General features: G+C 69.4%; 30 protein-coding genes and 1 pseudogene. 25 read left to right on the top strand and 6 right to left on the bottom strand.

What is annotated here, in order from left to right:
* Positions 1-125: 125 nt before the first annotated feature.
* The 7 genes and pseudogenes from ASD21_RS05265 to ASD21_RS05235 all read left to right on the top strand — a co-directional run.
* The gene (locus ASD21_RS05265) at positions 126-695 is read left to right on the top strand and encodes an adenylate kinase (RefSeq protein ID WP_056437816.1); all 570 of its coding nucleotides are present in this window, start codon (positions 126-128) and stop codon (positions 693-695) included.
* Between the two features lie 174 nt (positions 696-869).
* Positions 870-1,238: a 30S ribosomal protein S13 gene (gene rpsM / locus ASD21_RS05260; RefSeq protein ID WP_012285684.1), complete on the top strand. Its 369-nt coding sequence runs from the start codon at positions 870-872 to the stop codon at positions 1,236-1,238.
* A gap of 13 nt (positions 1,239-1,251) precedes the next feature.
* Positions 1,252-1,641 carry a 30S ribosomal protein S11 gene (gene rpsK, locus ASD21_RS05255; RefSeq protein WP_018112960.1) on the top strand — a complete coding sequence of 130 codons (390 nt, stop codon included), beginning with the start codon at positions 1,252-1,254 and terminating at the stop codon, positions 1,639-1,641.
* Positions 1,642-1,716: 75 nt separating this feature from the next.
* The gene (locus ASD21_RS05250; RefSeq protein ID WP_056437814.1) at positions 1,717-2,733 is read left to right on the top strand and encodes a DNA-directed RNA polymerase subunit alpha; all 1,017 of its coding nucleotides are present in this window, start codon (positions 1,717-1,719) and stop codon (positions 2,731-2,733) included.
* A 204-nt stretch (positions 2,734-2,937) separates the two neighbouring features.
* Complete coding sequence (rplQ, locus tag ASD21_RS05245; RefSeq protein ID WP_056437811.1) at positions 2,938-3,351, top strand: 50S ribosomal protein L17; 414 nt, start codon at positions 2,938-2,940, stop codon at positions 3,349-3,351.
* Positions 3,352-3,514: 163 nt separating this feature from the next.
* Positions 3,515-4,738, top strand: coding sequence for a methyl-accepting chemotaxis protein (locus tag ASD21_RS24605; protein ID WP_056437807.1), 1,224 nt, complete (start codon positions 3,515-3,517; stop codon positions 4,736-4,738).
* A gap of 47 nt (positions 4,739-4,785) precedes the next feature.
* A pseudogene (locus ASD21_RS05235) lies at positions 4,786-5,331 on the top strand (methyl-accepting chemotaxis protein); the annotation flags it as partial.
* Positions 5,332-5,337: 6 nt separating this feature from the next.
* On the opposite strand, the gene ASD21_RS05230 reads toward ASD21_RS05235, so the two are convergent.
* Both ASD21_RS05230 and ASD21_RS05225 read right to left on the bottom strand, forming a co-directional pair.
* Positions 5,338-6,156 (bottom strand): ABC transporter permease, encoded by an 819-nt coding sequence (locus tag ASD21_RS05230; RefSeq protein ID WP_056437801.1) that lies wholly within the window; start codon positions 6,154-6,156, stop codon positions 5,338-5,340.
* On the bottom strand, positions 6,146-7,051 hold the full coding sequence (locus ASD21_RS05225; RefSeq protein WP_056437800.1) for an ABC transporter ATP-binding protein: 906 nt from the start codon (positions 7,049-7,051) through the stop codon (positions 6,146-6,148). Before ASD21_RS05225 ends, ASD21_RS05230 begins: the two co-directional genes overlap by 11 nt.
* Positions 7,052-7,212: 161 nt before the next feature.
* On the opposite strand from ASD21_RS05225, the gene ASD21_RS05220 reads away from it, so the two are divergent.
* The 8 genes from ASD21_RS05220 to ASD21_RS05190 all read left to right on the top strand — a co-directional run bounded on the left by ASD21_RS05220 (position 7,213) and on the right by ASD21_RS05190 (position 13,843).
* On the top strand, positions 7,213-8,463 hold the full coding sequence (locus ASD21_RS05220) for an alkaline phosphatase family protein (protein ID WP_056437796.1): 1,251 nt from the start codon (positions 7,213-7,215) through the stop codon (positions 8,461-8,463).
* Between the two features lie 185 nt (positions 8,464-8,648).
* Entirely contained in the window at positions 8,649-9,101 is a 453-nt protein-coding gene (locus ASD21_RS05215; protein ID WP_056437794.1) for a VOC family protein, read from the top strand.
* Positions 9,098-9,472 carry an MmcQ/YjbR family DNA-binding protein gene (locus ASD21_RS05210; protein WP_056437791.1) on the top strand — a complete coding sequence of 125 codons (375 nt, stop codon included), beginning with the start codon at positions 9,098-9,100 and terminating at the stop codon, positions 9,470-9,472. Before ASD21_RS05215 ends, ASD21_RS05210 begins: the two co-directional genes overlap by 4 nt.
* Complete coding sequence (locus ASD21_RS05205) at positions 9,469-9,798, top strand: ArsR/SmtB family transcription factor (RefSeq protein ID WP_056437788.1); 330 nt, start codon at positions 9,469-9,471, stop codon at positions 9,796-9,798. The genes ASD21_RS05210 and ASD21_RS05205 overlap by 4 nt, the downstream gene beginning before the upstream one ends.
* Positions 9,795-10,301: an SRPBCC domain-containing protein gene (locus ASD21_RS23825; RefSeq protein WP_156398298.1), complete on the top strand. Its 507-nt coding sequence runs from the start codon at positions 9,795-9,797 to the stop codon at positions 10,299-10,301. The genes ASD21_RS05205 and ASD21_RS23825 overlap by 4 nt, the downstream gene beginning before the upstream one ends.
* The gene (locus tag ASD21_RS05200) at positions 10,298-11,545 is read left to right on the top strand and encodes a TCR/Tet family MFS transporter (protein WP_156398297.1); all 1,248 of its coding nucleotides are present in this window, start codon (positions 10,298-10,300) and stop codon (positions 11,543-11,545) included. Before ASD21_RS23825 ends, ASD21_RS05200 begins: the two co-directional genes overlap by 4 nt.
* A 115-nt stretch (positions 11,546-11,660) precedes the next feature.
* Entirely contained in the window at positions 11,661-13,076 is a 1,416-nt protein-coding gene (locus tag ASD21_RS05195; RefSeq protein ID WP_056437782.1) for a Do family serine endopeptidase, read from the top strand.
* 95 nt (positions 13,077-13,171) lie between these two features.
* Complete coding sequence (locus ASD21_RS05190) at positions 13,172-13,843, top strand: tetratricopeptide repeat protein (protein WP_156398296.1); 672 nt, start codon at positions 13,172-13,174, stop codon at positions 13,841-13,843.
* On the opposite strand, the gene ASD21_RS05185 is transcribed toward ASD21_RS05190, so the two are convergent.
* Complete coding sequence (locus ASD21_RS05185) at positions 13,840-14,256, bottom strand: VOC family protein (RefSeq protein ID WP_056437776.1); 417 nt, start codon at positions 14,254-14,256, stop codon at positions 13,840-13,842. The genes ASD21_RS05190 and ASD21_RS05185 overlap by 4 nt on opposite strands.
* A 34-nt stretch (positions 14,257-14,290) precedes the next feature.
* On the opposite strand from ASD21_RS05185, the gene ASD21_RS05180 reads away from it, so the two are divergent.
* The 4 genes from ASD21_RS05180 to ASD21_RS05165 are packed head-to-tail and all read left to right on the top strand — an operon-like array spanning position 14,291 to position 17,710.
* Positions 14,291-15,592, top strand: coding sequence for a replication-associated recombination protein A (locus tag ASD21_RS05180; protein WP_056437773.1), 1,302 nt, complete (start codon positions 14,291-14,293; stop codon positions 15,590-15,592).
* Positions 15,589-16,362 (top strand): hypothetical protein, encoded by a 774-nt coding sequence (locus ASD21_RS05175; RefSeq protein ID WP_056437770.1) that lies wholly within the window; start codon positions 15,589-15,591, stop codon positions 16,360-16,362. Before ASD21_RS05180 ends, ASD21_RS05175 begins: the two co-directional genes overlap by 4 nt.
* Positions 16,359-17,177: an RluA family pseudouridine synthase gene (locus ASD21_RS05170; RefSeq protein WP_056437767.1), complete on the top strand. Its 819-nt coding sequence runs from the start codon at positions 16,359-16,361 to the stop codon at positions 17,175-17,177. The genes ASD21_RS05175 and ASD21_RS05170 overlap by 4 nt, the downstream gene beginning before the upstream one ends.
* 20 nt (positions 17,178-17,197) lie before the next feature.
* Positions 17,198-17,710, top strand: coding sequence for a CC0125/CC1285 family lipoprotein (locus ASD21_RS05165; RefSeq protein ID WP_056437764.1), 513 nt, complete (start codon positions 17,198-17,200; stop codon positions 17,708-17,710).
* Here the strand turns inward: ASD21_RS05165 and ASD21_RS05160 are convergent.
* Positions 17,707-18,948 carry a hypothetical protein gene (locus ASD21_RS05160; protein WP_056437877.1) on the bottom strand — a complete coding sequence of 414 codons (1,242 nt, stop codon included), beginning with the start codon at positions 18,946-18,948 and terminating at the stop codon, positions 17,707-17,709. The genes ASD21_RS05165 and ASD21_RS05160 overlap by 4 nt on opposite strands.
* 456 nt (positions 18,949-19,404) lie before the next feature.
* Between ASD21_RS05160 and crcB the strand changes: the two genes are divergently transcribed.
* From crcB to ASD21_RS05135, 5 genes are all read left to right on the top strand, one after another.
* Positions 19,405-19,791, top strand: a complete 387-nt coding sequence (gene crcB / locus ASD21_RS05155) for a fluoride efflux transporter CrcB (RefSeq protein WP_056437761.1) — start codon at positions 19,405-19,407, stop codon at positions 19,789-19,791.
* On the top strand, positions 19,788-20,777 hold the full coding sequence (locus tag ASD21_RS05150) for an RluA family pseudouridine synthase (RefSeq protein WP_056437759.1): 990 nt from the start codon (positions 19,788-19,790) through the stop codon (positions 20,775-20,777). The genes crcB and ASD21_RS05150 overlap by 4 nt, the downstream gene beginning before the upstream one ends.
* 75 nt (positions 20,778-20,852) lie before the next feature.
* Positions 20,853-21,059, top strand: coding sequence for a hypothetical protein (locus ASD21_RS05145; RefSeq protein ID WP_056437756.1), 207 nt, complete (start codon positions 20,853-20,855; stop codon positions 21,057-21,059).
* A 53-nt stretch (positions 21,060-21,112) separates the two neighbouring features.
* Positions 21,113-21,526: a response regulator transcription factor gene (locus ASD21_RS05140; RefSeq protein ID WP_056437753.1), complete on the top strand. Its 414-nt coding sequence runs from the start codon at positions 21,113-21,115 to the stop codon at positions 21,524-21,526.
* Between the two features lie 117 nt (positions 21,527-21,643).
* Positions 21,644-22,189, top strand: a complete 546-nt coding sequence (locus tag ASD21_RS05135; RefSeq protein ID WP_056437750.1) for a DUF4199 domain-containing protein — start codon at positions 21,644-21,646, stop codon at positions 22,187-22,189.
* A gap of 2 nt (positions 22,190-22,191) precedes the next feature.
* Here ASD21_RS05135 and ASD21_RS05130 read toward each other — a convergent pair whose 3' ends face one another.
* The gene (locus ASD21_RS05130; RefSeq protein ID WP_056437749.1) at positions 22,192-23,514 is read right to left on the bottom strand and encodes a DUF1501 domain-containing protein; all 1,323 of its coding nucleotides are present in this window, start codon (positions 23,512-23,514) and stop codon (positions 22,192-22,194) included.
* Positions 23,511-24,896, bottom strand: a complete 1,386-nt coding sequence (locus ASD21_RS05125; RefSeq protein ID WP_162250208.1) for a DUF1800 domain-containing protein — start codon at positions 24,894-24,896, stop codon at positions 23,511-23,513. Before ASD21_RS05125 ends, ASD21_RS05130 begins: the two co-directional genes overlap by 4 nt.
* A gap of 108 nt (positions 24,897-25,004) precedes the next feature.
* Between ASD21_RS05125 and ASD21_RS05120 the strand changes: the two genes are divergently transcribed.
* On the top strand, positions 25,005-25,730 hold the full coding sequence (locus tag ASD21_RS05120) for an ATP12 family chaperone protein (RefSeq protein ID WP_056437741.1): 726 nt from the start codon (positions 25,005-25,007) through the stop codon (positions 25,728-25,730).
* The last annotated feature ends 3 nt before the right edge of the window (positions 25,731-25,733 follow it).

Here is a 25,733-nt window from a genome sequence, read left to right as displayed (position 1 = left end):
CGACGCTGCGTAAGGCAAGAACGCGGAAGCCGGTTTGTCACAAACCGGCTTCCGTTTTTAGCGAACGCACTCTAGGTCTGAGCGGACGCGGGCGGCAGACCCGTGGAAACGCAGGAAGCGCATTGATGAACTTGATCCTGTTCGGGCCGCCGGCGGCGGGCAAGGGCACCCAGGCCAAGCGCCTGGTCGAGCAGCGGGGCATGGTCCAGCTGTCGACCGGCGACATGCTGCGCGCCGCCATCGCCTCGGGCTCCGAGCTCGGTCAGAAGGTCAAGGGCGTGCTGGACCGCGGCGAGCTGGTCACCGACGAGATCGTCATCGCCCTGATCGAGGACCGGCTGCCCGAGGCGGAAGCCGCCGGCGGCGCCATCTTCGACGGTTTCCCCCGCACCGTGCCCCAGGCGCGGGCCCTGGACGCCATCCTGGCCAAGCGCGGTCAGAAGATCGACTCGGTTCTCCGACTCAAGGTAGACGAGCCGGCGCTCATCGAGCGGATCTCCAAGCGATTCGCCGAGCAGGGCCGACCCGACGACAACCCGGAAGTGTTCGTGACGCGCCTGGCGGCCTACAACGCCCAGACCGCGCCGCTGCTCCCTTACTACCGCGAGCAAGGCAAGCTCGTGGAACTGGACGGCATGGCCTCGGTGGACACCGTGGCCGCGTCGATCGACGCCGCGCTTTCGGTCGTGGCCTGAAACTTCGTTGGAATCCGTTCATTCGAGCGGATTCCGCCATTGACGGATGCGCAACTATCCCTATAACGGGGCGCTTCCGCGAAAGGGCGCGATCTGTGCGCGCCGGACTGGGTCGAAAGACCGGGCCGGGCGCGCCGTTCGCGTCTTTAGTGCGTGACTAGGAGAACATTAGACGTGGCCCGTATTGCAGGCGTCAACATCCCGACGAACAAGCGCGTTTTGATCGCGCTTCAGTACATTCATGGCATTGGCCAGAAGTCCGCTCGTGACATCGTCACGAAGGTGGGCATCGATGACGCCCGCCGGGTCAATCAGCTGACCGACGCCGAAGTTCTGGCGATCCGTGAAACGATCGACAAGGACTTCACCGTCGAGGGCGACCTGCGCCGCGAAAACTCGATGAACATCAAGCGTCTGATGGACCTGGCCTGCTACCGCGGCCTGCGTCACCGCAAGGGCCTGCCGGTCCGCGGTCAGCGCACCCACACCAATGCCCGCACCCGCAAGGGCCCGGCCAAGCCGATCGCCGGCAAGAAGAAGTAAGGCAGCCTGAACGATGGCCAAGGAACCGGCACGCGTTAAAAAGCGCGAACGCAAGAACATCACCTCGGGCGTGGCGCACGTGAACGCCTCGTTCAACAACACCATGATCACCATCACCGACGCTCAGGGGAACACCATCTCCTGGTCGAGCGCCGGCATGATGGGCTTCAAGGGCTCGCGCAAGTCGACCCCGTACGCCGCTCAGATGGCTGCGGAAGACGCGGGCAAGAAGGCCGCCGAGCACGGTGTGAAGACCCTCGAGGTCAACGTGTCGGGTCCGGGTTCTGGCCGTGAGTCGGCCCTGCGCGCCCTCCAGGCCGCGGGCATGACCATCACGACCATCCGCGACGTGACGCCGATCCCGCACAACGGCTGCCGTCCGCCCAAGCGTCGTCGCGTCTAGTACTATTAAGACCCAATTCTCCATCGCCGGCTGCGAGATTCGCGGCCGGCGAGCCGCGTTCAAGGGATCGACCACGTGATCGAAAGAAACTGGAACGAGCTGATCCGTCCTGAGAAGCCGCAAATCGAGACTGGCGCCGACGCGACCCGCAAGGCTCGCATCGTGGCTGAGCCGCTCGAACGCGGCTTCGGTGTGACGCTCGGCAACGCTCTCCGCCGCGTCCTGCTCTCCTCGCTTCAGGGCGCCGCCGTCACCGCCATCCAGATCGATGGCGTGGTGCACGAATTCTCCTCGCTCGAAGGCGTCCGCGAAGACGTCGTCGACATCGTTCTGAACATCAAGCAGCTGGCCGTGCGCATGCACGCCGAAGGCCCCAAGCGCATGACCCTGCGCGCCACGGGCCCCGGTCCGGTGACCGCTGGTCAGATCGAAACCCCGGCCGACATCGAGATCCTGAACCCCGACCACGTGCTCTGCACGCTGGACGACGGCGCTTCGGTGCGCATGGAGTTCACGGTCAACACCGGCAAGGGCTACGTCCCGGCCGACAAGAACCGTCCGGAAGACGCGCCGATCGGCCTGATCGCCGTCGACGCCCTGTACTCGCCGGTCAAGCGCGTCGCCTATCGCGTCGAGCCGACCCGTCAAGGCCAGTCGCTGGACTATGACAAGCTGATCCTGGAAGTGGAAACCAACGGCGCCGTCACGCCGGTGGACGCGGTGGCCTACGCCGCCCGCATCCTGCAAGACCAGCTGCAGATCTTCATCACCTTCGAAGAGCCCAAGGCCAAGACGGCCGACGAGGCCAAGCCGGAACTGCCGTTCAACCCGGCCCTGCTGAAGAAGGTGGACGAACTGGAACTGTCGGTCCGCTCGGCCAACTGCCTGAAGAACGACAACATCGTCTACATCGGCGACCTGATCCAGAAGACCGAAGCCGAAATGCTCCGCACGCCGAACTTCGGCCGCAAGTCCTTGAACGAAATCAAGGAAGTGCTGGCCGGCATGGGTCTGCACCTGGGCATGGACGTTCCGAACTGGCCGCCGGAAAACATCGAAGACCTGGCCAAGAAGTTCGAAGACCAGATCTAAGAAGAGTAAACCGAGTACCGCGCTTAATCCGGGCCGCCTGCCATTTCCCTTGGGATTTGGGGGCGGCCTGGGCCTTTTGAAGCCGCACCAGCGGTGGAGGGCCCCGGCGCTTCGTTCTGAACCCGGCAGGGACGCCGCTGGGATTGGTGACAATCAGCGCTTCTTCTTCGCGCTACAGCGGGCCAAGGCCCAGGAGAGACCACAATGCGTCACGGTAAAGCTCACCGTAAACTGGGCCGTACGTCCGCTCACCGCACCGCCATGTTCGCCAACATGTCGGCCTCGCTGATCAAGCACGAGCAGATCGTCACCACCCTTCCGAAGGCCAAGGAACTGCGTCCCTTCGTCGAAAAGCTGGTCACCCTGGCCAAGCGCGGCGACCTGCACGCGCGTCGTCAGGCCATCAGCACCGTCCGCGACGTCGAGCAAGTCGGCAAGCTGTTCGCCACCATCGGTCCCCGCTACAAGGACCGTCAGGGCGGCTACATCCGCGTCCTGAAGGCCGGCTTCCGCTACGGCGACAACGCCCCGCTGGCCGTCATCGAGTTCGTCGACCGCGACGTCTCGGCCAAGGGCAAGGATTCGGGCCCGGTCTTCTCGAACGACTCGGACGACTAAGATTTTCAGCCTCGGCTGACGAAAGAGGCCCCGGAGCGATCCGGGGTCTTTCTTGCGTCTGGGGCCTGCGACAGGTTGCGTCAGGCGGGTCGCCGTCATGGTAGAGGTTTTGTTCACCTCGTCGCCCCATCCTCCGCGTTTGAAAGTTCGGGGGAGGGTGGAGATGAAGATCTCCGGCGTCATGCGCGGCTTCGGCGGCGCGCTCGCGGCGGGCTTGATCCTGGCCGGCGGCCTGGCTCTGTTCGCGATCGAGGGCCTGCGCGTCGGCGGTCCGCTGTTCCGCCAGATCGTCGACAACAAGGACATCGTCGCCGACATCCTGCCCCCGCCGCTCTACGTGGTCGAGGCCGACCTGGTCGCCACGAAGCTGGTGGCTCATCCCGACACCGTGGACGCCGCCGCCGACAAGCTGGCCGCGTTGCGCAAGGACTACGACACCCGCAACGCCTATTGGAAGACCGCGCCGATCGATCCGGCCATGCGCGCCATGCTGGTCGACGAGTCGTCCGCGCCGGCCATGGAGTTCTGGCGGGAGATCGATCAGGAGATCCTGCCCGCCGTCCGGTCCGGCGACCTGGAGCGGGCCCGCCAAGGCCTGGCCCGGGCCGACGCCGCCTACGAGACCCACCGCGCCGTGATCGACAAGGTCGTGGTCATGGCCAATCACGACGCCGCGGCGGTGGAAGCGCGCGCCGCGGGCCAGACCCGCCTGGCCTTCGTCCTGCTGGCCGGGGCGGGAGTCCTGATGCTGTTGGTCGTGGGCGGCGGGATCACCCTGATGAGCCGCCGCATCGTCAAGCCGATCCAGGCCATGACCGGCTTCATGGGCAGGCTGGCGGCCGGCGACTACGACCGGGCCGTACCCTTCGCCGGGCGCGGCGACGAGATCGGCGAGATGGCCAATTCAGTGGCCGTGTTCCGCGAGGCGATCGTCGCGCGGCAGGCGGCCGAGGATCGCATCGCGGCCGAACGCGACGAAACCGAAGCCGCCAAGGCTCGGCACGACGCCGAGCGGCGGTCCGAGGAGGCCGGCCGCCTGCAGGTGGTCGAGGCCTTGGGCGCGGCCGTGGCCCGGCTCAAGTCCGGCGACCTGACGGCGCGGCTGGAGACGGCTTTCCCCAGCGCCTACGAAGGCTTGCGCGGCGACTTCAACCGGGCGATCGCCGGGCTGGAGGCGGCCCTGAGCGAGGTGATCGAAGGGGCCGGCGGCCTGCGGGCCGGGGCCTGCGGGCCGGGGCCGGCGAGATCAGCGGCGCGATCGAGGATCTCTCGGCCCGCACCGAACGCCAGGCCGCCAGTCTGGCCGAGACGGCCTCCGCCCTGGGCGAGGTCAGCGCCAGCGTCAAACGCACCGCCGAGGGCGCGAACGAGGCCAACAGCGCCGTGATCGACAGCCGCACGGTCGCCGACCGCTCCAGCCAGGTGGTGGGCCGCGCGGCCGAGGCCATGAGCCAGATCGAAAGCTCCTCGGCCAAGGTCTCGCAGATCCTGGGCGTGATCGACGAGATCGCCTTCCAGACCAACCTTCTGGCCTTGAACGCCGGGGTCGAGGCGGCCCGGGCCGGCGACGCCGGCCGCGGCTTCGCCGTGGTGGCGCAGGAAGTGCGGGCCCTGGCCCAGCGCTCGGCCGAAGCGGCCAAGGAGATCAAGGGGCTGATCTCGGAATCGTCCGACCATGTCCGCTCGGGCGTGACCCTGGTGGGCGAGGCCGGGGCGGCGCTGGGCGACATCGTCGAACGCGTGGGCGTGATCGGCGGGCTGATGGAGCAGATCGCCCAGTCCAGCCGCGAGCAGGCCGCCGGCCTGGCCGAGGTCGACCTGGCGGTCGGCCAGATGGACCAGGTCATCCAGCAGAACGCCGCCATGGCCGAACAAGCCAGCGCGGCCAGCCGCGGCCTGGCCGACGACGCCGTGCGCCTGGAGGCCCAAGTCGAGCACTTCCAGGTCGGGGCCGACCAGAGGACCTGGGCGGCGGCGTAGGGCCCGCTATTCCTTGGTCAGGTCCTGGCGGCGGAACAGCACCACCGCGCCGCCGGCCAGCACGATCAGCCAGACCAGCAGCAGCACCAGCGCCAGGCCGGCCGGGCCGCCCTCTGGCCGCACCTCGGCGGGGGCGGCGACGAAGGTCTTCAGGATGCGTCCGGCATAGGCCGGGATCGCCAGGGACTTCCAGGTCGCGGCCTGCATGGTGGCGGCCAGGGTCGATTGCACGAACACCACCACGAAGCCGGCGATCACCGCGCCCATCGTCGAGCGGGTCAGGACCCCGACCACGGCGGCCAGGGCGCCGATCACCAGCACTTCCAGCCAGGTGATCACGAATACGCCGGCGAAATGGCCCAGGAAGGCCGAGCCGATCGGCGGCGCGACCAGGCGGGCGTGATTGACCACGCTGCCGAACAACCCGGCCAGCACGGCGGTGAAGGCGGTCAGCAGCAGACTCCAGGCCGCGACCTCGGCGAGGACGATCAGCTTGGCGGCCAGCAGGTTGACCCGGCTGTTGCGGGGCGTGATCAATCGCCAGGTCTCCCAGCGATAGTCGCCGGCGAAGATCGCGGCCGCGCCGATCAGCAGGAACAGGGCGGTGACCGGACCCGAAGCGCCGGCCACGGCGCCCATGGCCCGGTTGGCCAGGTCCACGGTCGTTTCGCCGGGCACGCCCTTGCGCAGCACGATGCGGACGAACAGGTCGCCGGCCATGCTGAACAGCATCGCGATCAGCGGCATGAAACCAAAGCCCCAGAACAGGGACACCCGGTCGCGAGACAGGCGGAAGCGCTCGGCGGCGATGGCGTCAGCGAGCATCGGCGAGGTCCTTGGGCTCAAGCGCGCCGAGATAGGCGCTTTCCAGGTCGGCCTCGCGCCAGCGGGCTTCGGTGATCTCGACCCCGGCCTCGACCAGAGCGCGGATCAGGGCCGGGGTTTCGGCGCGCAGGACGTCGGCCAGCACGGCGTTTTGGCCGTCGGGCTCGCCCTTGTCGCCCAGCACCGCCAGGGCCTTGTCGATCGGCGAGACGGTCAGGCGCAGGCGCGGCTTGCCGCCGGTCAGGGCCTCGACGTCGCCCTCGGCGGCCAGCTTGCCCTTGGAGAAGATCGCCACCCGGTCGCAGACCCGACGGACCTCGTCCAACTGGTGGCTGGCCAGGATGATGGTCACGCCCTCCTTGTCGGCCAGGTCGCGGATCAGGGCGCGGATCTCCTGGATGCCGGCCGGGTCCATGCCGCTGGTCGGCTCGTCCAGGATCACCAGTTCGGGGCGGGTGAAGAAGGCCGCGGCCAAGCCCAGGCGCTGCTTCATGCCCACCGAGAACGTTCCGGCCTTGCGGTCGGCCGCGCCGCCCAGGCCCACGCGCTCGAGCCAGTACTCGATATCGGCCGAGCCGCTGACGCCGCTTTCCAGGGCCAGCATCCTCAGCACCTCGCGGGCGGTCAGATAGGGCGGATAGCGCGGGGTCTCGATCATCGCCCCGACCCGGCGCAGGGAAGCGGCCTGGCCCGCCGACGCGCCGAACAGCCGCGCCGTGCCGCTGGTCGGCCGCACCAGGCCCAGCGCGATGCGGAACAGGGTGCTCTTGCCCGCGCCGTTGGGGCCCAGCACGCCGAACACGCCGCCGGTCGGGATGCGCAGCGACAGACCGTCCAGGGCCCGCACCGCGCCGTACGTCTTGACGAGGCTGTCGGCCTCCAGGGCGAAGCTCATGCGGAGCGGATTCCGGCGGCGGTCATGCGAGGCGACTCCCTGAAAGGTGGGGCGACTATGGCTGGGTGCCCGAGTCCCGCCAAGTTAAGTCGCGGTCATGCGTGGCGAGCTGTCATGCTGGCGGGTTATAGGGCGGACATTCCGAGTACGAGGTGCGTGTGATGGTCGCTGTTTGCCGCTGGATGATCCTGGTCCTGGCCCTGCTGCTGGACGCCGGCGCTTCGACCTCACAGGCCGCGCCGGCCGAGGCGTCCGCGAAGCCGGCCCTCACCATCCTGATCTCGCTGGACGGCTTCCGGCCCGACTATCTGGACCGGGGCAACACGCCGGCCCTGAGCGCCCTGGCCGCCGGCGGCGTTCGCGGGGCCATGCGGCCGTCGTTCCCGGCCCTGACCTATCCGAACCACTACGCCCTGGTCACCGGCAAGCGGCCCGACCACAACGGCATGGTCAACAACACGCTGGAGGCCGCCGAAATCCCGGGCGTCAGCTTCAGCATGTCCAACCACGAAGCGGTCGGCGATGAACGCTGGTGGGACCAGGCCAAGCCGATCTGGGTCAGCGCCGAGCAGCAGGGCGTCCACGCCGGCATCTTGTTCTGGCCGGGCTCGGAAGCGGCGATCGACGGCGTGCGGCCCAGCCACTGGCAGGTGTACGACGAGAAACTGACCTACGACGAGCGGGTCGACACCGTGCTGTCCTGGATCGACGCCAAGGCCCCGCCGCTGGGCTTGGCGACCCTCTATTTCGACCGCGTCGACACCCAGGGCCACCACTACGGACCGGGCTCGCCGGAGGTGAAGGCCGCCGCCGCCGAGGCGGACGCCGCGATCGCCAGGCTGGTGGCGGGGCTGAAGGCGAGGGGCCTTCTGGAGACCACCAACATCGTCGTCGTCGCCGACCACGGCATGGCGCCCCAGCCGCTGAGCGGCCTGGTCGAGGTCTCGACCCTGGTTGATCCCGCCAAGGCCAGGTTCGTCAGCACCGGCTCGATCGTCGGCGTGCGGGCCTTGCCGGGCTTCGAGGCCGAGGTGGCCGCGGCGATGCTGAAGCCCCATCCGCACCTGACCTGCTGGGAGAAGGCCAAGATCCCGGCCCGCTACGGCTACGGGACCAACCCGCGCGTGCCGCCGATCGTCTGCCTGGCCGAGCGGGGCTGGTACTTCGTCACGGCGTCGGCGCTGGCAAAGCGCTGGAAGGAGCATCCGCGCGACGGCGGGGCCCACGGCTACGACCCGTTCGATCCCGCCATGCGGGCGGTCTTCGTCGCCCACGGTCCCGCCTTCAAGTCGGGCGTCGTGCTGCCGGTGTTCGACAATGTCGACGTCTATCCGCTGCTGACCCGGCTGATCGGCGTGAAGGGCGACATGGGCGACGGGACGCTGAAGCCGCTGAAGGCGGCGCTGCGCTGACAGCAAAACCCTCTGTCATCCCGGACAAGCGCGCAGCGCGCCGATCCGGGACCGACGCGTGAACTCAGCGATTCCGGCGGTCCCGGGTCTTCGCTTCGCTCCGCCCGGGATGACAGGTGTTTGCGCTTGCGCAGATAGTTTCGATATGCGTTAAATATTACGGATATCCGAAACGGAGCTTCGCCATGATCCGCACCGCCCTGACCTCGGCCCTGTGCTATCGCGACCCCAAGGCCGCGCTGAAATTCCTGGAAGCGGCCTTCGGCTTCGAGCTGGTGATGCTGATCGAGGACAACGACGGCAACCTGGCCCACTCGGAGATGAGCTTCGGCGACAGCGTGGTGATGATCGGCTCCGAGTGGAGCGTCCAAAGCAAGAGCCCGGCCTCGATCGACGGGTTCAACACCCAGACCGTCCACATCCATATCGAGGGCGATGTCGACGCCCATTGCGCCCGGGCGCGGGCCGCCGGGGGCGAGATCCTGATGGAGCCGGCCGACCAGTTCTACGGCGACCGCACCTATCGCTGCCGCGACCCGGAGGGCCACATCTGGACCGTGGGCGCGCCGATCCGCGCGGTGAGCCCCGAGGAGGCCGAGGCGGCGTCCGGCCTGAAGGTCGTGAAGGGCTGGGCGTGACTCCCGACGATTTCCGCCGCCTGGCCCTGGCCCTGCCCGGGGCCGTCGAGAGCTCGCACATGGGCACGGTCGACTTCCGGGTCGGCCGGATCTTCGCCACCCTGGGCTATCCGAACACCAATTTCGGCATGGTGCAGCTGACCCGCGAGCATCAGGACATCGTCGTCGGCGTCGAGCCGACCGTGTTTCGACCCGTGCCCGGCGCCTGGGGCCTGAAGGGCGCCACCCTGGTCGTGCTGGCGGAGGCCGACGAGCCCACCCTGCGCGGGGCGCTGGAGGCGGCCTGGCGGCTGAAGGCCAACAGGCGGCAGATCGCCCTGCTCGAAGCGAGCCGGACCCCGGCCCATTCTTTGCCTAGCGGGGGGCCATGAGCGCCTCGCTCGACGCCACCCTGGCGGCCCTGGCCGACCCGCACCGACGGGCGACCGTCGACCTGCTGCGCCAGGGGCCGCGACGGGCGGGCGAGCTGGCCCAGGCCGCCGGCCTGTCGGCCCCGGCCATGAGCCGCCACCTGCGCGCCCTGCGCCAGGCCGGCCTGGTCGATCAGGTCCATCCAGAGTTCGACGCCCGGGTGCGGGTCTACGCCCTGCGCCCCGCGCCGATGGCCGAGCTCAAGGCCTGGGCCGAGGCGGCCGAGGGCCTGTGGAGCGACCAGCTTCTGGCCCTGAAGGCGCATGTCGAAGGAGGCGGCGCTTGAGCTCCAAGATCCTGGTCGCCCTGCGCATCAAGGCCCCGCCTTTGCGGGTGTTCGAGGTGTTCACCGCCGACATCGGCGCCTGGTGGAAGCCCAACGCCCTGTTCTCGTTCACGCCGCGCGCGCCGGGCGTGCTGGCCTTCGAGGGCGCGGGCGAAGGGAGCCGTCTGGTCGAGCGCCTGCCGTCGGGCAAGGTGTTCGAGATCGGCCCCGTCCGCGTCTGGGACCCCGGCCAGCGGCTGGTGTTCGGCTGGCGCCAGGCCAGCTTCGCGCCCGACATGGACACCGAGGTCGAGGTGCGTTTCGAGCTGGTGGGAGACGAAACCCGCGTCACGGTCGAGCATCGCGGCTGGGATACAGTGCCGACCCAGCATGTGGCGCGCCATCGCTTCCCGGACGCGGTGTTCCTGCAGCGTCACGCCGAGTGGTGGCGCGCGCTGCTGACAGGTCTCGCCAGCCGGACGGCTATGGACGTACAAGAACGCGCCAGGGAGGGCGACGCATGACCAAGACCGTCAGCAAGAACCACCGACAGGCCGCTCTGGGCTTCATCTTCATCACCGCCTGCCTGGACGTGCTGTCGCTGGGGGTGATGATCCCCGTGCTGCCCGAGCTGATGAAGCGCTTCAACGGCGGCGACACCGCCTCGACGGCCCTGTGGGTGGTGCTGTTCGCGACCACCTGGGGCGTGATGCAGTTCTTCTGCGCGCCGATCCTGGGCCTGATGTCCGACCGCTGGGGCCGCCGGCCGGTGATCCTGACCTCGATCTTCGGCCTGGGCGTGGACTTCCTGTTCATGGCCTTCGCCCCAACCATCTGGTGGCTGTTCGTCGGCCGGGTGTTCAACGGCATGACCGCCGCCAGCTTCTCGACCGCCGGGGCCTATGTGGCCGACGTCACCAAGCCGCAGGACCGGGCCAAGGGCTTCGGCCTGATGGGCGCGGCGTTCGGGGTGGGCTTCACGTTCGGCCCCGCCCTGGGCGGTTGGTTGTGGCAGTTCGACCACCGGCTGCCGTTCCTGGTCTGCGCGGGCCTGGCCCTGTGCAACTGGTTGTACGGCTTCTTCGTGCTGCCGGAATCGCTGCCGCCGGAAAAACGCGTCCATCGCTTCGACTGGAGCAAGGCCAATCCGCTGGGCTCGCTGAACCTGCTCAAGAGCAAGCCCGACCTGCTGGGCCTGGCCGGCGTCGGCTTCCTGTTCCAGCTGGCGCACAACGTGCTGCCCAGCGTCTTCGTGCTCTATATGGGCTTCCGCTATCACTGGTCGACGGCGGTGATCGGCCTGACCCTGATGGGCAGCGGCGTGGCCGGAATCCTGCTGCAGAGCTTCGTGGTCGGGCCGGTGGTCAAGCGGGTGGGCGAGCGCGGGGCGCTGCTGATCGGCCTGTTCTCCGGCTGTGTCGGCTTCATGATCTACGGCCTGGCGCCGACGGGGTGGCTGTACCTGTGCGGCCTGCCGATCTTCGCCTTCTCGGGCCTGATCCAGCCGGGCCTGCAGGGCCTGATGACCCGCCGGGTCGAGCCTTGGGAGCAGGGCCAGCTGCAGGGCGCCAACTCGGCGACGATGGGGATCACCGCCATCGTCGGGCCGGCGCTCTACCTGCTGCCATTCGCCTGGGCGGTCCGCCACGACGCGACCCTGCACATGCCCGGCCTGCCGGCGCTGATCGCCGCCGCGCTGCTGCTGGGGGCCACGGTGCTGGCGATCCGCGTGGCGCGTCCCGTCGCGGTGGAACCGAGCGTCGCCTGACCGTCTTTGATTAGCGGCGGGGAAAAGGGCCAAATCCCGAACCTTGGCCGCCATCAATGCGCCCGAAAGCTCGGCTGATCTCGCGGGCTGAATTTCACGGAGTCGCCCAGAACCCATGCGATCCTATCGCGCCTTGCTTCCCGCCCTGGCCCTGTTGGCCGCCTGCTCGCCGCAAGGGCCGTCCAAGGCTCAGTCGATCCCGGACCTCGCCCAGCCGACCCGCCGCGTCCCGTCCGACCCGATGTCGATGAAGGCCTCGTTCTCGCCGGTGGTGAAGAAGACCGCCCCGGCCATCGTCAACGTGGCCAGCAAGCGCGTGGTGCGCCAGCGGGTCGATCCGTTCTGGGACTTCTTCATGGGCGGCGGCGGCGGGGCTACCCGCGACCAGGTGCAGGGCTCGCTCGGCTCGGGCGCCATCGTCCGCGCCGACGGGGTGATCATCACCAATCACCACAACATCGAGGGCATGAGCGACGTCACCGTCCAACTGGCGGACCGCCGGGAGTTCCCGGCCACGGTGCTGCTGGACGACCCGCGCTCCGACCTGGCGGTGCTGAAGATCGACACCAAGGGCGAGCGCCTTCCGGTGATCGCCATCGACGATCAGGAGCAGCTGGAGGTCGGCGATCTGGTCCTGGCCCTGGGCAACCCGTTCGGCGTCGGCCAGACCGTGACCAACGGCATCGTCTCGGCCTTGGCCCGCACCGACGTCGGCGCGGCCCAGTTCGGCAGCTACATCCAGACCGACGCGGCGATCAATCCGGGCAATTCCGGCGGCCCCCTGGTCGACATGGACGGCGACCTGATCGGGGTGAACACCTTCATCATCTCGCGCTCGGGCTCGTCCAGCGGCGTCGGCTTCGCCATTCCGGCGTCCGTCGTGCGCCAGGTGGTCAACACCGCCCTGGGCGGCGGCCACAGCGTGGTGCGGCCCTGGCTGGGCGTGAAGGGCCAGCCGGTGACCGGCGACATCGCCCGCAGCCTGGGCCTGTCCGCGCCGCGCGGCGTGGTCGTCTCCGACGTCTATCCCGGCGGTTCGGCCGAGCGGGCCGGAATCCGCGAAGGGGACGTGATCCTGGCAATCGACGGCCAGGCGGTGAACGACGAGGGCGGCGGCGCCTTCGCTATCGGCACCCACAAGGTCGGCGACCGCGTCCAGGTCCTGATCAACCGCGGCGGCAAGGAGCAGACCCTGACCCTGCGCGCCGAAGTCGCGCCGGAAAGCCCGGCCCGCGACGAGCGGGTGCTGAAGGGCCGCAACCCGTTCGACGGCGCGACGGTGGTCAATCTGTCGCCCGCCGTGGCTCAGGACCTGGGCGTCGACCCGTTCGTCGGTCGCGGCGTGCTGGTCACCAAGATCGGCCAGGGCGGCGCCATGAACGTGGGCCTTCGGCCCGGCGACTTCGTCCGCGAGGTCAACGGCAAGGCCATCGAGACCACCGGCGATCTGGCGGCGGTGTCGAACACCGCGGCCAGGACCTGGACCGTGACCATCGAACGCAACGGCCAGCGGATCACGGCGCGGCTGTAAGCCCGGGCGCGCGGCGCCTCGCAAGCCTCGAGGCGTCGCGCTACAACCGGAGCTGTACGAGTCGCGGGGGCGACGGATCGTGATCCGGAGGGGGCGTGCGTAAATTCATCGTCGTCGGCATGACGCTGACGTTCTTGGCCTGCGCCGGTGCGGGTCAGGCCGCGCCTTCGCCCAAGGCCCAGCCTCTATCCAAGGCCGAGCTCCAGGCGCGGCGAACGGCCGAAGCGCTCTACGCCCAGGCCCGGCGGCAAGCCAAGGCGGAAGACTTTGCAGCCGCCAGGACAAGCCTGGACGACGCCCTGAAGCAGGACTCCACCTTCGATCCGGCCCGCTATCTGCGCGCGACGCTCCACCAGAACGATGGTCGCTACGATCTGGCCGTGAAGGACTTCGACGTGCTGATCGCGCGCGAGCCGGACCAGGCCGCGCTCAATAACGGCCGATGCTGGTCGCGCGGCCTGGGCAATGTCGAGCTGGACCTGGCGCTGGCCGATTGCGAAACCGCGTTGAAGCTGCAGCCCGGTAATGCGGCGATCCTGGACAGCCGGGGCTTCGTGAAGCTGCGCAAGGGCGACCTCGCCGGCGCGGTCGCCGACTACGACGCCGCTCTGAAGGCCAGCCCCGACCAGGCCGCTTCGCTGTTCGGGCGCGGGGTGGCCAAGCGGCGGCAGGGCGCCAAGGCCGCCGGCGACGCCGACCTGGCCGGGGCGCGCAAGGTCGATCCCGGCGTCGAGCAGGAATTCGCCGGCTACGGCGTCACGCCCTAGGCCTTGATCTTCGACGCGATCGACCAGCTGTGGCCGAACGGATCGACGAGTTGCCCGTAGCGGTCGCCCCAGAACTGGTCGGCGAGCGGGAAGCGCACCGTGGCGCCGGCCTCGACCGCTCGGTTCCACCAGGTGTCGGCGTCGTCGACCTGGAGGTGCAGCGTCACGGCCGAGGGCGGGACGTAGTCGCCGTGGGCCATCTCGCTGAAATGGTCCGACAGCATCACCCAGTCGCCGTTGATGATCATCCGCGAATGCAGCAGCCGTTCGCCGTCGTCGGCGACGTTGCGGAACGTCTCCTCGGCGCCGAAGGCCCGCTTGTAGAAGTCCACGGCCGCCTTGCCGCCGACCACGGAAATGTAGGGGATGACGCCGGATTCCGGGGCCCGGGTCGGGTCGCCTTCGTTGGTCATGGTGGTTCCCTCCGCGATTAAGTAAACCTACTCCATGTCCGATCTTTTCCAAGCCGCCGGCCTGACGCCCCATGCGCCGTCGCCGCTGGCCGACCGCCTGCGACCCCAGACCCTCGATGAGGTGGTGGGCCAGGAGCACCTGCTGGGTCCCGAGGGGCCGATCGGCCGAATGGCCGCGGCCAAGCGCCTGGCCTCGATGATCCTGTGGGGGCCGCCCGGCACCGGCAAGACCACTATCGCCCGCCTGCTGGCCAAGGCCGGCGGCTACGAGTTCATGCAGATCTCGGCGGTGTTCTCCGGCGTCGCCGACCTGAAGAAGGCCTTCGAACAGGCTCGCATGCGTCGCCAGGCCGGCCAGAGCACCCTGCTCTTCGTCGACGAGATCCACCGCTTCAACCGCGCCCAACAGGACGGCTTCCTGCCGTTCGTGGAGGAGGGGATCGTCACCCTGGTGGGGGCGACCACCGAGAACCCGTCGTTCGAGCTGAACGGCGCTCTGCTGTCGCGCTGCCAGGTCTTCGTGCTCAAGCGGCTGGACGAGGAGGCCCTGGAGGCTCTGCTGGTCAAGGCCGAGGCCGCCGAGAACCGCAAGCTGCCGCTGGACGCCGACGCGCGCTCGACCCTGATCGCCATGGCCGACGGCGACGGCCGCTACCTGCTGACCCTGACCGAGAGCCTGCTGGCGATCGGCACGGACACGCCGCTGAACCCGACCCAGCTGGGCCAGTTCCTGCAGAAGCGCCGCCCGGCCTACGACAAGAACCGGGAGGAGCACTACAACCTGATCTCGGCCCTGCATAAGTCGGTGCGCGGCAGCGACCCGGACGCGGCGCTCTACTGGCTGGCGCGGATGCTGGAGGGCGGCGAAGACCCGCTGTTCATCGCCCGCCGCCTGGTGCGCATGGCCTCCGAGGACATCGGCGCGGCCGATCCGCTGAGCCTGCTGCTGACCACGGCGGCCAAGGACGCCTACGACTTCCTGGGCAGTCCCGAGGGCGAACTGGCCCTGGCCCAGGCGGTGGTCCACATGGCCAGCGCCCCCAAGTCCAACGCCGTCTACAACGCCTACAAGGCCGCCCGCCGCCTGGCCAAGGAGACCGGCAGCCTGACGCCGCCCGCCCACATCCTCAACGCCCCGACCAAGCTGATGAAGTCGCTGGGCTATGGCGACGGCTACGCCTACGACCACGACGTCGAGGGCGGGGTCTCGGGCCAGAACTACTTCCCGGACGGCATCGAGCGCCCGACCCTCTACGCGCCCAAGCCGGTCGGGGCCGAGGCCAAGGTCAAGGAACGGCTGGACGCCTGGAACCGCCTGCGGAGAAACGGCAAGTGAAGCTTACCCCCGCGGTCCGCGCGACCGCCGCGATCGCCCTGGCCCTGTTGCTGGCGGGCGCCGTCCTGCTCGGCCTGGCGGCGATCACGCCGTGGCACACCGATTCCGACGCCTATTTCGCCGCCTTGCAGCGTCTGCGCGCCACGCTTTATTTCGGCCAGTCCAGCGCCGAGGATTTTCGGCGGGCCACGCTGCGGTTCAATAGCCTCCAGCTTCAGTACGCGACCCACAAGTGGCTCTACGCCGACCTCGGCTATGCCTGCCTGGCCCTGGCGGTCTGCGCCGGTGTCGCCGCGGGGCTGGCCGCCCGCTTCGGCGCGCGGCTGCTGCGCACGCAGAAAAGAGCCCTGGTCGTGCTGGGAGTGACCCTCCTGGCCCTGGTCGCCACCCTGGTCGGGCTGGCGGCCGACCCGCTGCACCGGTTCTATCGCGAACAGCTGCCCGAGTGGGCGGACACCCTGAACATTCCCCTGGCCGGGGCCCTGGTGGCGATGATTCCTTTGACGGCGATCACCCTGCTGCTGGTCATCCCGCCGCTGGTCCTGCGCCGCAAGGCCAGCGGGCCGTTGCTGGTCTTCACCCGGCCGCCGCACTGGCCGTCGATCCTGGCCAACGCCGTCTATGGCTTGCCGCTGGCCTTCTCCGTGTTCCTGATCAGCGGCCTGGCGTCGCGCGGCGGCTGGGCCTTGGCCCCGGCCGGGCTGATGCTGCTGTGGGTGCTTCTCAACGCCCGCGCGCTGTGGATCGCGCCGACGGAGGAAAGCGCATGAGCCGTCCCGTCCGCCGCCCGCCCGGTGTCGCCAAGCCCAAGGCTTCGGACACGCCGATCACCCTGACCCCCGAAGAGATCGCGTTCACCCGCTCGCTCGTGATCCACGAGGACGACAGCGTCTTCGTACTGAACAAGCCGGCGGGCTTGTCCAGCCAGGGCGGGCGCATCCGGGCCCATACGCTGGACGACCTGCTGTGGGCCCTGGCCCGGCGGGACCGGCCCCGGCCGCGCCTGATCCACCGTCTCGACCGCGACACCTCGGGCGTAATCCTGACCGCCCGCACCAAGCCGGCGGCGACGTTCCTGGGCAAGGCCCTGATGGGCAAGCGGTTCCGCAAGACCTATCTGGCCATCGTCACCCCGGGCGCGCCCGAGCCGCGCGGCGGGCAGATCGACAGCCCCCTGCGCCGCGAGTCGATCGGGCGCGAGGCCTATATGCGGGTCTGCGCGGCTGACCACCCCGACGCCGAGACCGCACGCAGCCGCTATCGCACCCTGGCGGCCACGGAGGGCGCGGCCCTGGTGGAGCTGAGCCCCGACACCGGCCGCATGCACCAGCTGCGCGTCCACATGGCCTCGATCGGACGACCGATCGCCGGCGACAGCCGCTATGGCGGGGCGCTGATGCTGGGCGGGTCGCCCGTGCCGCGCCTGATGCTGCACGCCGCCAACCTGGTCTTCCCGCATCCCGAGGGCGGCGAGCGGCGGATCAACGCGCCGATTCCGGACGACATGCGCGCGGTTCTGACTAAGCTTGGGCTCGAGGTCCCGGAACGGACCGCGGTGGAACAGGGACGGGCGGACACTCGTTAAGCCTCACAGGAGATTTCGCCATGAAACGCCTGATCGTACTCGCCTTTTTCGCCGCCATGCTGACCGCCTGCACCACCGCGCCGACCGTGTACGGGCCGCAAACCGTGGCGCGAGGCGCCGGGTATTCGGAATATCGCCTGGAGGACGGCCGATACCGCGTCACCTTCCAGGGCAATCCTGGCGCGTCGGCCAACCAGATTTCGGACTACGTCCTGCTGCGTTCGGCCGAACTGGCCCTGCGCGACGGCTACGACTGGTTCCGGGTCGCCGACCGCCTGACCCAGGAGACCGGCTCGGGCGGCGGCTCGTCCCTGTCGATCGGCGGCGGCGGCAGCAACTACGACTACGGCCATCACGGCCATGGCAGCTCGGTCGGCCTGGGCGTCGGGACGACCTTCAACCTCGGCCCCAAGCCGTCGGTGAGCAGTTCGATGGAGGTGGTGTTCGGCAGGGGTCAGCCGCCCCGCGGCGCCGACGTTTACGACGCTCGCTCCATCGTCCGCACGATGGGGCAGGGGCGGGCGGCGGTCTAGCCGGCCGCCTTCTTGGCCATCGCGACGATCGGATGAGCCGCGCGGAGCGCCGCGTGGGTCAGGCCGGCGGTCTCGGCGGCGGCGAAATAGCCCTCGGCCGGCAAGCCCTGAAGGGTGACCATCGGCGCCAAGCCCTTGGCGTCGCGGCCAAAGGCCATGATGTCGGCGGCGATCTTTTCGGCCGGACCTATCAGGTCGCTGGCGTCCAGGGTCATGCCCTGCAGGCGCGCGTCGCGCAGCACGCGCAGCACTTCCTTCTCGGGCGGCACGCGGGCGATCACGCCGCGCGTCAGGGCCTTCAGCAGGCCGACGACTTCGAGCAGGCGCCCGGCGGGCGTGCCGCGGGTGACGTCGACCAGTTCGATCATCACCCCGCCGCGCAGCAGCGCCAGGGACAGGCCCGAGGTGCCGGTCAGCATGTCGCGGCCGCGCTGGGTGCCCAGGGTGCGGAACGAGGCCGGCACGATCAGGTCGGGACGGTCGTGGCCTTGCGAGGACCGGGCGAACACGGCGGCGTATTTCAGGGCCGCTTCGTCGATGAAGGCGGCGTCGCGGTCCGGCAGGCGCGAAACCGCGCGCGCGCTGATCTGCTTGCCCGAGCCCAGGTGCGTGACGACCGGCTCGATGCGCACCGCCGTGGCGATGTTGCGCTTGAGGTTGATCACGTGCTCGAGCGTGAAGTCGACGCGCAGAGCCGCGCCGCCGGCGGTGGTGAAAGCCACGGGCGTGCGCCGGGTCTCTTCCAGCGGGTCGATGTCGAAGCGGATGGGCGAGCGGGTCGAGTCGCGGCGGGCCCGGGCGGCCAGCACCACGGCCGCGTCGATCGGACGGCAGACGACGCCGCCGGCCTCGACGCCGATCACGGCGCGCACGCCCAGGTCGGTCGGTTCGGCCGCGCCCAGCAGATGGGTCAGCACGTCTTCCAGGATGCGCACGCTGGTGGCCTGGGCGGCGATGCCCTGGTCATTGTTCATGGCGATCAGGAAGTCTTCCTCGCCGATCCGGGCGCGCAGATCGCTGCGGTCCAGGTGTTCGGCCAGCTTCCGCTCGACATAGGTCCAGACATCGACGCGCTTCTGGTCCCACCAGTCGCCCGCCCAGCGCCGGATGGCCTTGACGCTGATGATGTTGACGGAACCGCGCGCGATCAGCTCGGACCCCGCCAGCCTTTGTAGCACGGGTCCGCTGAGAGCCAGGTGCTCGTTCCGGTCGTCGCTGTGGCTCGAATCGAAGGGCATGTTGGCCTTGGCGCGGGAGGAGCCCATAGGATGCCCTTTACAGCCTTAACGGTCGGTGCAGGAACACGGTTGTCAAACGAAGTTACCGTAACGTGTAGAGGTTGAAATGCGCGTTACTACGTATCGATCCTGGTCGAAGATCGGTTCGGGTTCCGGAATGGCCTAAATTATCGGCACGGGGTTGGGGTCCACGATCGGGTCGACGGGGCGCGAAGGTCGTCACCGCCCACCCGTTGGTCGGCGGCGGCGCGGAGGCCGTGGCGTGGGCGGGGGAACCGATCGGCAAGCTGAGGAGGATCACGCGCAGCGGCGGCATGGGTTTCTCTCGGCGACGGGCGATTGGATGCTACCTAAGGTTACACAACCTGGCAATTGCCTTCACGGTTCGCGGTTGAGACTTCAGGCGCGGCTTCGGCACGGCTTGGCGTTCGCGGCCGCCCGGCGCATAAGGGCGCGATGACCAAACTCCTCCTCGTAGCCGTCGGGGGCGCCCTGGGCTCCGTCGCCCGCTATCTGGTGGGCATGCAGGCCCTGCGCCTGTTCGGACCGAACTGGCCCTACGGCACCTTCATCGTCAATCTGACGGGCGGGCTGCTGATGGGCCTGCTGGCCGCCTGGCTGGCCCTTCGGGGCGGCGCGCAACAAGAACACTGGCGAGTCCTGCTCGGTGTCGGCGTGATGGGCGGCTTCACGACCTTTTCGGCCTTTTCGCTGGAGACCGCGCTGATGATCGAGAAGCGCGCCTACGCCCAGGCCTTTACCTATACGTCCGCCAGCGTGATCCTGTCCGTGGCGGCCGTTTTCGCGGGCCTCTTGATCGCCCGCAGGATTTTCGCGGCATGAAAGAAGTTCGTACCCTCTATGTGGACAACGGCGAGGACGGCGTCCGGGTGGACCGCTGGTTCAAGCGCCGCTGGCCGCACCTGAACCACATCCAGCTCAACAAGCTGTTCCGCTCGGGCCAGGTGCGGGTCGACGGCTCGCGGGTCAAGGCCGACACCAAGCTGGCGGCCGGCAGTCAGGTGCGCGTGCCGCCGCTGCCCGACGCGCCCGATCCGGACGAGAAGCTGGCCCTGTCCAAGCGCGACATCGCGTTCGCCAAGTCGCTGGTGCTGTACGAGGACGAGGAAGTGCTGGCGCTGAACAAGCCGGCGGGCCTGGCCGTGCAGGGCGGCACCAAGACCACCCACCACATCGACAAGCTGCTCAGCGCGTGGGGCGAGGGCGTCAATCGGCCCAAGCTGGTCCACCGTCTGGACCGCGACACCTCCGGCGTGCTGCTGCTGGGCAAGACCCCCGCCGCCGCCGCCCGCCTCTCGGGCTCGTTCGCCAAGCGCAAGGCGCAGAAGACCTATTGGGCGATCGTGCAGGGCAACCCGCACCCGACCGAGGGCGTGATCGAGCTGCACCTCGCGAAGCGGGGGGTTGGAGACCGCGAACTGGTCGTGCCGGCCGAGCCCAAGGACCAGGACGCCCAGCCCGCCGAGACCGAGTTCGTCTCGATCAGCCGCGCGGGCCCCCGCGTCACCTGGATGGCCCTGCGTCCCCATACCGGCCGCACGCACCAGCTTCGCGCCCACATGAAGGCCATCGGTCACCCGATCCTGGGCGATCCCAAGTACAGCGACGAAAAGTCGACCCAGCTGTCGGAGGGCCTGAAGCTGCAGTTGCACGCCCGCTCGGTGATGATCCCGCACCCTTCGGTAGGCATGCTGTTCATCGAGGCCCCGATCAGCCCCGAGCTGAAGGCGGGCTTCGCCAAGTTCGGCTTCTCGGAAGACGAGGCCGACCAGGATCCGTTCGCGCGCCGGCAGGTCAAACGACGCTAGAGGGGCGCCGATAGGACGCTTGAGTGCGTCCAGGGGCTGTGGAATGATCGCTCCTCAATCTTGAGGGGCGATTTCATGGCCTTCGTCACGTTCACCCGTCCGGACGACGCGCCGGTCTCGATCAGCACGGTCGAGGTCCTGAGCTTCGCGCCCGTGCCGACCGAGGGCCCCCTGATGGGGCCGCTGAAGGTCGGCACGCGGATCGCCTTCAAGAACGGCAAGCACCAGGACGTCAAGGAACTGGTCGAGGCGGTCGAGAAGAAGCTGAACGCGGCGGGCTAGGACGCCGGGTTCACGATGGTTGACCTGGGCGCGGGATCGCGCACCCTCCAGACATGACCCGCACCATCCTCCTTTGGGCGCTCGTCCTGGCCTTCGGCGCCTTCATCCTGGATTGGCTGGAGTACCAGTATCTGGTGCGCGTGTTCTCGCGCGATCTCTACGTCGCCTGTATCGCGACGGCCTTCGCGGCGGGCGGGCTTTGGCTGGGGGCGAGGTTGGCTTCGCGCGGCGCGGCGACGCCGTTCGAGCCGAACCTCGCCGCCCGCCGGGCGCTGGGGCTGACGGGCCAGGAGATGAAGGTCCTGGAGCACATCGCGGCGGGACGGTCGAACAAGGAGATCGCACGGACCCTTGGGCTGTCGCCCAACACCGTGAAGAGCCACGTCGCCCGCCTGTTCGCCAAGCTGGAGGTCGGCCGCCGCACCCAGGCGGTGGGCAAGGCGCGAGACCTGCACCTCATTCCCTGAAGCCGCGCGCGCCCCGTCCAAACGGTCCATGCCGACGAATTCACCCTTTTGGGTGATATCGCTGGGATCGGTTCGCGCGCCATGTTCGCCTGGTCGAAATCGCCAAGGAGCAGCGCCATGACGCGCACCATTCTGACCTACGGCCTGGTCTCGGGACTGATCGTCATCGCCGGCATCATCGGCACGATCGTGATCCCAGGGGCGAACACCCACCATTCCAATGTCTGGCTGGGCTATCTGGTCATGTTGATCGGCCTGTCCGCCATCCTGGTGGGGGTCAAGCGCCATCGCGACCAGGTGCTGGGCGGCGTGATCAAGTTCCACCAGGCCTTCCTGATGGGCCTGGCGATCGCCCTGATCGCGTCCGTGGCCTATGTCCTGGTCTGGGAGGCCTATCTGGCCGCCACGCACTACACCTTCATGGACCACTACGTCGCCGCCACCCTCGAGGCCAAGCGCGCCGCGGGCTTGGCCGGGCCGGCCTATGACGAGCTGGCCGCCAACCTGGAGACCATGCGCCGGCAATACGCCAATCCGCTGCTGCGGATGCCGATGACCTTCGCCGAGATCTTCCCGGTCGGCCTGCTGATCTCGCTGATCAGCGCGATCCTGCTGCGCAATCCGCGGTTTCTGCCGGCGCGAGCCCCGCGCGCGGCGGCCTAGCGCTACACCAGCCCCGTCACCGCCTTGGCGTCGGCGCTGTCGGGGAAGACCTTGCTCTCCAGCGCCGCGCGATCGACGCCCATGTGCTCGGCCAGCACGCCCTTGAACAGGCCGCGCATGTCGAGGGTGGGGCGCACGTCGCGGTTCTCGAGCAGGGCCTCCGGCTTGAGGGTGGGCCAGTCGCCGATGACGCCGCCCTTCCTGAGGCCGCCGCCCAGCACCAGGGCGGTCGAGCCGGTGCCGTGGTCGGTGCCGCCGGTGCCGTTGACCCGCGCGGTGCGGCCGAACTCGGTGGCGACCACCACGACGGTGTTGCTCCACTCCGCGCCCAGGCCGGTGTTCAGCCCGTCGAGCACGGCGTCAAGATAGGACAGGCGGGTGTTGAGCTGGCCCACCTGGCCGGCGTGGGTGTCCCAGCCGTCCAGTGAGATGGCGGCGATCCGAGGGCCGCTGGCCTGAGTCATGAAGCCTGCCAGGGTCGAGCCCAGCTGGCGGGCGGCCTCGCGGCCCTGGCGCTGGTTGGTGATGGCCTGGGCGTTCTGGGCCATGGCCGGCGGCGCCATGACCCGCGGCGTCGCGTCCGAGGTGTTCACCGCGTTTTGCCAGGTCGCCTTGGGCGCCATGGCCGCCGCATCCGTCGACACCGGCGTGGGCGCGGGGTTGAGCGCGGTCATCGCCGCCTGGGCCATGGCCTCGGTCTCCAGGCCCCGGGCGAAGGCCGGGCCCATCATCGGATCGGTCTTGTAGAGGTCCTGCAGCAGGGTGGGCAGGCGGGCGGTCTCGTCGACGCCCTTGCCTGGCGACCAGCTGGCGGCCTGGACCTTGCCGCGCAGGATCAGCGGCGCGGTGGCGCCGACCGACAGAGCCTCGATCGTCGACGGTCCCATGACCTCCAGCGTGCGGTTGAGCCAGCCGGTGGTGACGCCGTAGACCTGGGCCGCGCCGGTCTCCAGCACGTCCTGGGCCTCGAAGTGCGAGCGGGCTCGGTCGGGGCTGGCGATGGCCGGAGCGATGCGGGCCTGGCCCTTCAGCGCCAGGGCGTGCACCGACTCCAAGGCCGGGTGCAGGCCGAAGGTTCCGTCCAGCTTCAGCGCCTGGTCGGGAGTCACGGCCACGGCGCCGCGCAGGGCCGCGTAGTCGGGATCGCCGACCGGCGGGCTGACGGTCAGGCCGTCCATGCCGCCCCGGCAGATGACCACCACCATCTTGCGCCTGGCCATCGGTCCGTCGGCGGCGGCGAAGGCCGACCCGCCCAGGAAGCTGACCGAAACGCCCAGGCCGGCGGCCTGAAGCAGCAGCGAGCGGCGGGAAACGTGAGCGTTCATCGGCGTTGGAACTCCGGGCTCATCAACAGCAGGGCCATGGCCTCGCGGCGGGTTTCGGCCCGGGCCACCGCCTTGGCGACCGGTGGGGTCAGGCGCGCGCCGAGGGCGGACTGGGCCAGGGCGTCCGGGTCGAGGCGGTCGGCGGCGACGGCGGCGAAGCCCTCGCTGAACCTCAGGCGCTTGATCAGGGCGTCGGGCGCGCACCAGGTCTGGGCGTCGTCGGCCCAGCCCTTGGGAGAGGGGGGCGCGAACGGCTTCTGGCCCAGCCCCGTCAGCACCGGCCCCAGCTTGCCGATCGCCGACGGCTCGGCGCCGACGGCCCGCCAGGTGGAGATCGCGAACTCGTAGGGGGTCTTGAACTTGGCGGGGGCGGGGTCCCAGGCCTCCGGCGCGGCGACCAGGGCGCGGGCCATCTCATCGAGACGGCCGCCGCTGTCGAGATAGGTCATTTCCAGCCGGGCCACGAGGGCGGGCGGCGGCGTGTCGCTGACGAAGTGGGCGGCCAGCTTGGTCGAGACGTGATGGGCGGTGCGGCGACTGGCGGCCAGGTCGCGCATCACCGCCAGGGCCTGGGCCTGGCCGTCTTGCGGATAGCCCTTGCCCATCACCGTGCGCGCACCGGGTTGGTGGGCGTTGTCGCGGAACAGGAACCGGTGCGAATTCGGATCCCGCGGGCGGCCGACGCTGAAGCCGGTCATGGCGCGGGCGAATTCGGTGACGTCGGCCTGGCTGTAGCCGGCGTCGACCCCGACCGTGTGCAGCTCCATGATCTCGCGGGCCAGGTTCTCGTTCAGCCCGCCGGCCTTCTTGGCGTTCCTGCGCTGATACAGCGCCGCCCGGCTGTCGGGACCCACCGACTGGGCCTGGTCCAGGTACAGCAGCATGGCCGGATGGGTGGACGAGGCGACCAGCAGGTCCTCGAACCGGCCGAAGACGTGCGGGCGGATGGCCTCCTGCTCGAACGGCCCCACCACCGTGGCGGTGGTCAGCTTGGTGGCCGAGACGGTGAAATGGTTGGCCCAGAACAGCGTCCAGCGCTCGCGAAACGCCGCGTCGGTCGTCGCGCCCAGCCGGGCCCGGGCCAGGAAGTCGGCGCCGGCCTGGTCGCGGAGCATCTTCTGGGCCTCCTTGACGGGATCGGCCTTGGGATCGCCGGCCTGGCGCGCCTCGCGCCGCTGCATCTGGTAGTCGCTGAGCTCGGCCAGGCGCTGGGCCGAGGTTTCGCCGTCCCCCAGCGGCTGGTCGGCGCCCTCGGGGCGGATCTGGGCGGTCAGGAAGCCGCGCGGGTCGCTCCGCGCCGCCTCGATCTCGCCGGGACGGGCGCCCAGACCGAAGCGGGTCGCGGCGATGGCGGCCATCATGTCGTTGGAGGGCAGGCTCACGCCGTTTTGTCTCCCTTGCTCCGCCCTGGCTTGCTTTGGGCGCGTTGTTTGATCATTCAACGCGGTGAAGCCGATGTTTTGATGTCTGGACTGAAAAGAAGTTCCGCCTTGGCCGACAAGCCCGACCTGCTGCAACGTCCCCGCCGCTTCTACAAGGCCGCCACGGCGGAAGCCGCGGAGGGCGGTTTCGCCGTGCTGCTGGACGGCCGCACGCCCAAGTCGCCGGCCAGGTCGCCGCTGCTCCTGCCGACCCTTGTCCTGGCCCAACTGGTCGCGGCCGAGTGGGAAGCCCAGGTCGAGGTCATCGACAGCACGGCCATGCCCGCCACCCGCCTGGCCTTCACCGCCATCGACCGCATCCGCGAGACCCGGGCCGAGGTGGCCGCCGAGGTCGCGGCCTACGCCGGTTCGGACCTGCTCTGCTACTGGGCCGACCACCCCACGCCACTGGTCGAGCGCCAGACGCGCGACTGGGGCGCCATGCTGGACTGGGCCAAGGCCGAGCTCGACCTGCAGCTGAAGCCCGCCACCGGCGTGATCCACGCGCCGCAATCGCCGGCCGCCCTGGCCTCGGTCGAGGCCTTGGCCCTGACCATGGACGACTTCACCCTGGCTGGCGTGGCCTATGGCGCCGGTCTGTTCGGCTCGACCGTGCTGGCCTTGGCGTTGCGGTCGGGCAAGGTCACCGGACGCAAGGCGCTGGACCTGTCGCGGCTGGAGGAGATCTTCCAGGCGCAGACCTGGGGGCAGGACGCCGAGGCCGTCGCCCGCGCCGAGGCCCTGGCGGTCGAGGCCCAGGTGCTGGAGCGCTGGTTCGCGGCGTTGCGGCGCTAAGGC

This window comes from Caulobacter sp. Root1455 (assembly GCF_001426905.1).
Lineage (GTDB): Bacteria > Pseudomonadota > Alphaproteobacteria > Caulobacterales > Caulobacteraceae > Caulobacter.
The sequence above is the reverse complement of the archived record's forward strand: the minus strand, read 5'-3'. Positions and strand labels throughout refer to the sequence as shown.

What these genes read in the sequence shown, in the direction of transcription:
- ASD21_RS05165 (WP_056437764.1), top strand. Translation starts at nt 17,198, where the DNA reads ATGAAACGCCTGATCGTACTCGCCTTTTTCGCCGCCATGCTGACCGCC.
- rplQ (WP_056437811.1), top strand. Translation starts at nt 2,938, where the DNA reads ATGCGTCACGGTAAAGCTCACCGTAAACTGGGCCGTACGTCCGCTCAC.
- ASD21_RS24605 (WP_056437807.1), top strand. Translation starts at nt 3,515, where the DNA reads ATGAAGATCTCCGGCGTCATGCGCGGCTTCGGCGGCGCGCTCGCGGCG.
- ASD21_RS05200 (WP_156398297.1), top strand. Translation starts at nt 10,298, where the DNA reads ATGACCAAGACCGTCAGCAAGAACCACCGACAGGCCGCTCTGGGCTTC.
- ASD21_RS05135 (WP_056437750.1), top strand. Translation starts at nt 21,644, where the DNA reads ATGACGCGCACCATTCTGACCTACGGCCTGGTCTCGGGACTGATCGTC.
- ASD21_RS05220 (WP_056437796.1), top strand. Translation starts at nt 7,213, where the DNA reads ATGGTCGCTGTTTGCCGCTGGATGATCCTGGTCCTGGCCCTGCTGCTG.
- ASD21_RS05170 (WP_056437767.1), top strand. Translation starts at nt 16,359, where the DNA reads ATGAGCCGTCCCGTCCGCCGCCCGCCCGGTGTCGCCAAGCCCAAGGCT.
- crcB (WP_056437761.1), top strand. Translation starts at nt 19,405, where the DNA reads ATGACCAAACTCCTCCTCGTAGCCGTCGGGGGCGCCCTGGGCTCCGTC.
- ASD21_RS05180 (WP_056437773.1), top strand. Translation starts at nt 14,291, where the DNA reads ATGTCCGATCTTTTCCAAGCCGCCGGCCTGACGCCCCATGCGCCGTCG.
- ASD21_RS05160 (WP_056437877.1), bottom strand. Translation starts at nt 18,948, where the DNA reads ATGCCCTTCGATTCGAGCCACAGCGACGACCGGAACGAGCACCTGGCT.
- ASD21_RS05140 (WP_056437753.1), top strand. Translation starts at nt 21,113, where the DNA reads ATGACCCGCACCATCCTCCTTTGGGCGCTCGTCCTGGCCTTCGGCGCC.
- ASD21_RS05145 (WP_056437756.1), top strand. Translation starts at nt 20,853, where the DNA reads ATGGCCTTCGTCACGTTCACCCGTCCGGACGACGCGCCGGTCTCGATC.
- ASD21_RS05130 (WP_056437749.1), bottom strand. Translation starts at nt 23,514, where the DNA reads ATGAACGCTCACGTTTCCCGCCGCTCGCTGCTGCTTCAGGCCGCCGGC.
- ASD21_RS05215 (WP_056437794.1), top strand. Translation starts at nt 8,649, where the DNA reads ATGATCCGCACCGCCCTGACCTCGGCCCTGTGCTATCGCGACCCCAAG.
- ASD21_RS05205 (WP_056437788.1), top strand. Translation starts at nt 9,469, where the DNA reads ATGAGCGCCTCGCTCGACGCCACCCTGGCGGCCCTGGCCGACCCGCAC.
- ASD21_RS05185 (WP_056437776.1), bottom strand. Translation starts at nt 14,256, where the DNA reads ATGACCAACGAAGGCGACCCGACCCGGGCCCCGGAATCCGGCGTCATC.
- ASD21_RS05225 (WP_056437800.1), bottom strand. Translation starts at nt 7,051, where the DNA reads ATGAGCTTCGCCCTGGAGGCCGACAGCCTCGTCAAGACGTACGGCGCG.
- ASD21_RS05195 (WP_056437782.1), top strand. Translation starts at nt 11,661, where the DNA reads ATGCGATCCTATCGCGCCTTGCTTCCCGCCCTGGCCCTGTTGGCCGCC.
- rpsK (WP_018112960.1), top strand. Translation starts at nt 1,252, where the DNA reads ATGGCCAAGGAACCGGCACGCGTTAAAAAGCGCGAACGCAAGAACATC.
- ASD21_RS05265 (WP_056437816.1), top strand. Translation starts at nt 126, where the DNA reads ATGAACTTGATCCTGTTCGGGCCGCCGGCGGCGGGCAAGGGCACCCAG.
- ASD21_RS05230 (WP_056437801.1), bottom strand. Translation starts at nt 6,156, where the DNA reads ATGCTCGCTGACGCCATCGCCGCCGAGCGCTTCCGCCTGTCTCGCGAC.
- ASD21_RS05150 (WP_056437759.1), top strand. Translation starts at nt 19,788, where the DNA reads ATGAAAGAAGTTCGTACCCTCTATGTGGACAACGGCGAGGACGGCGTC.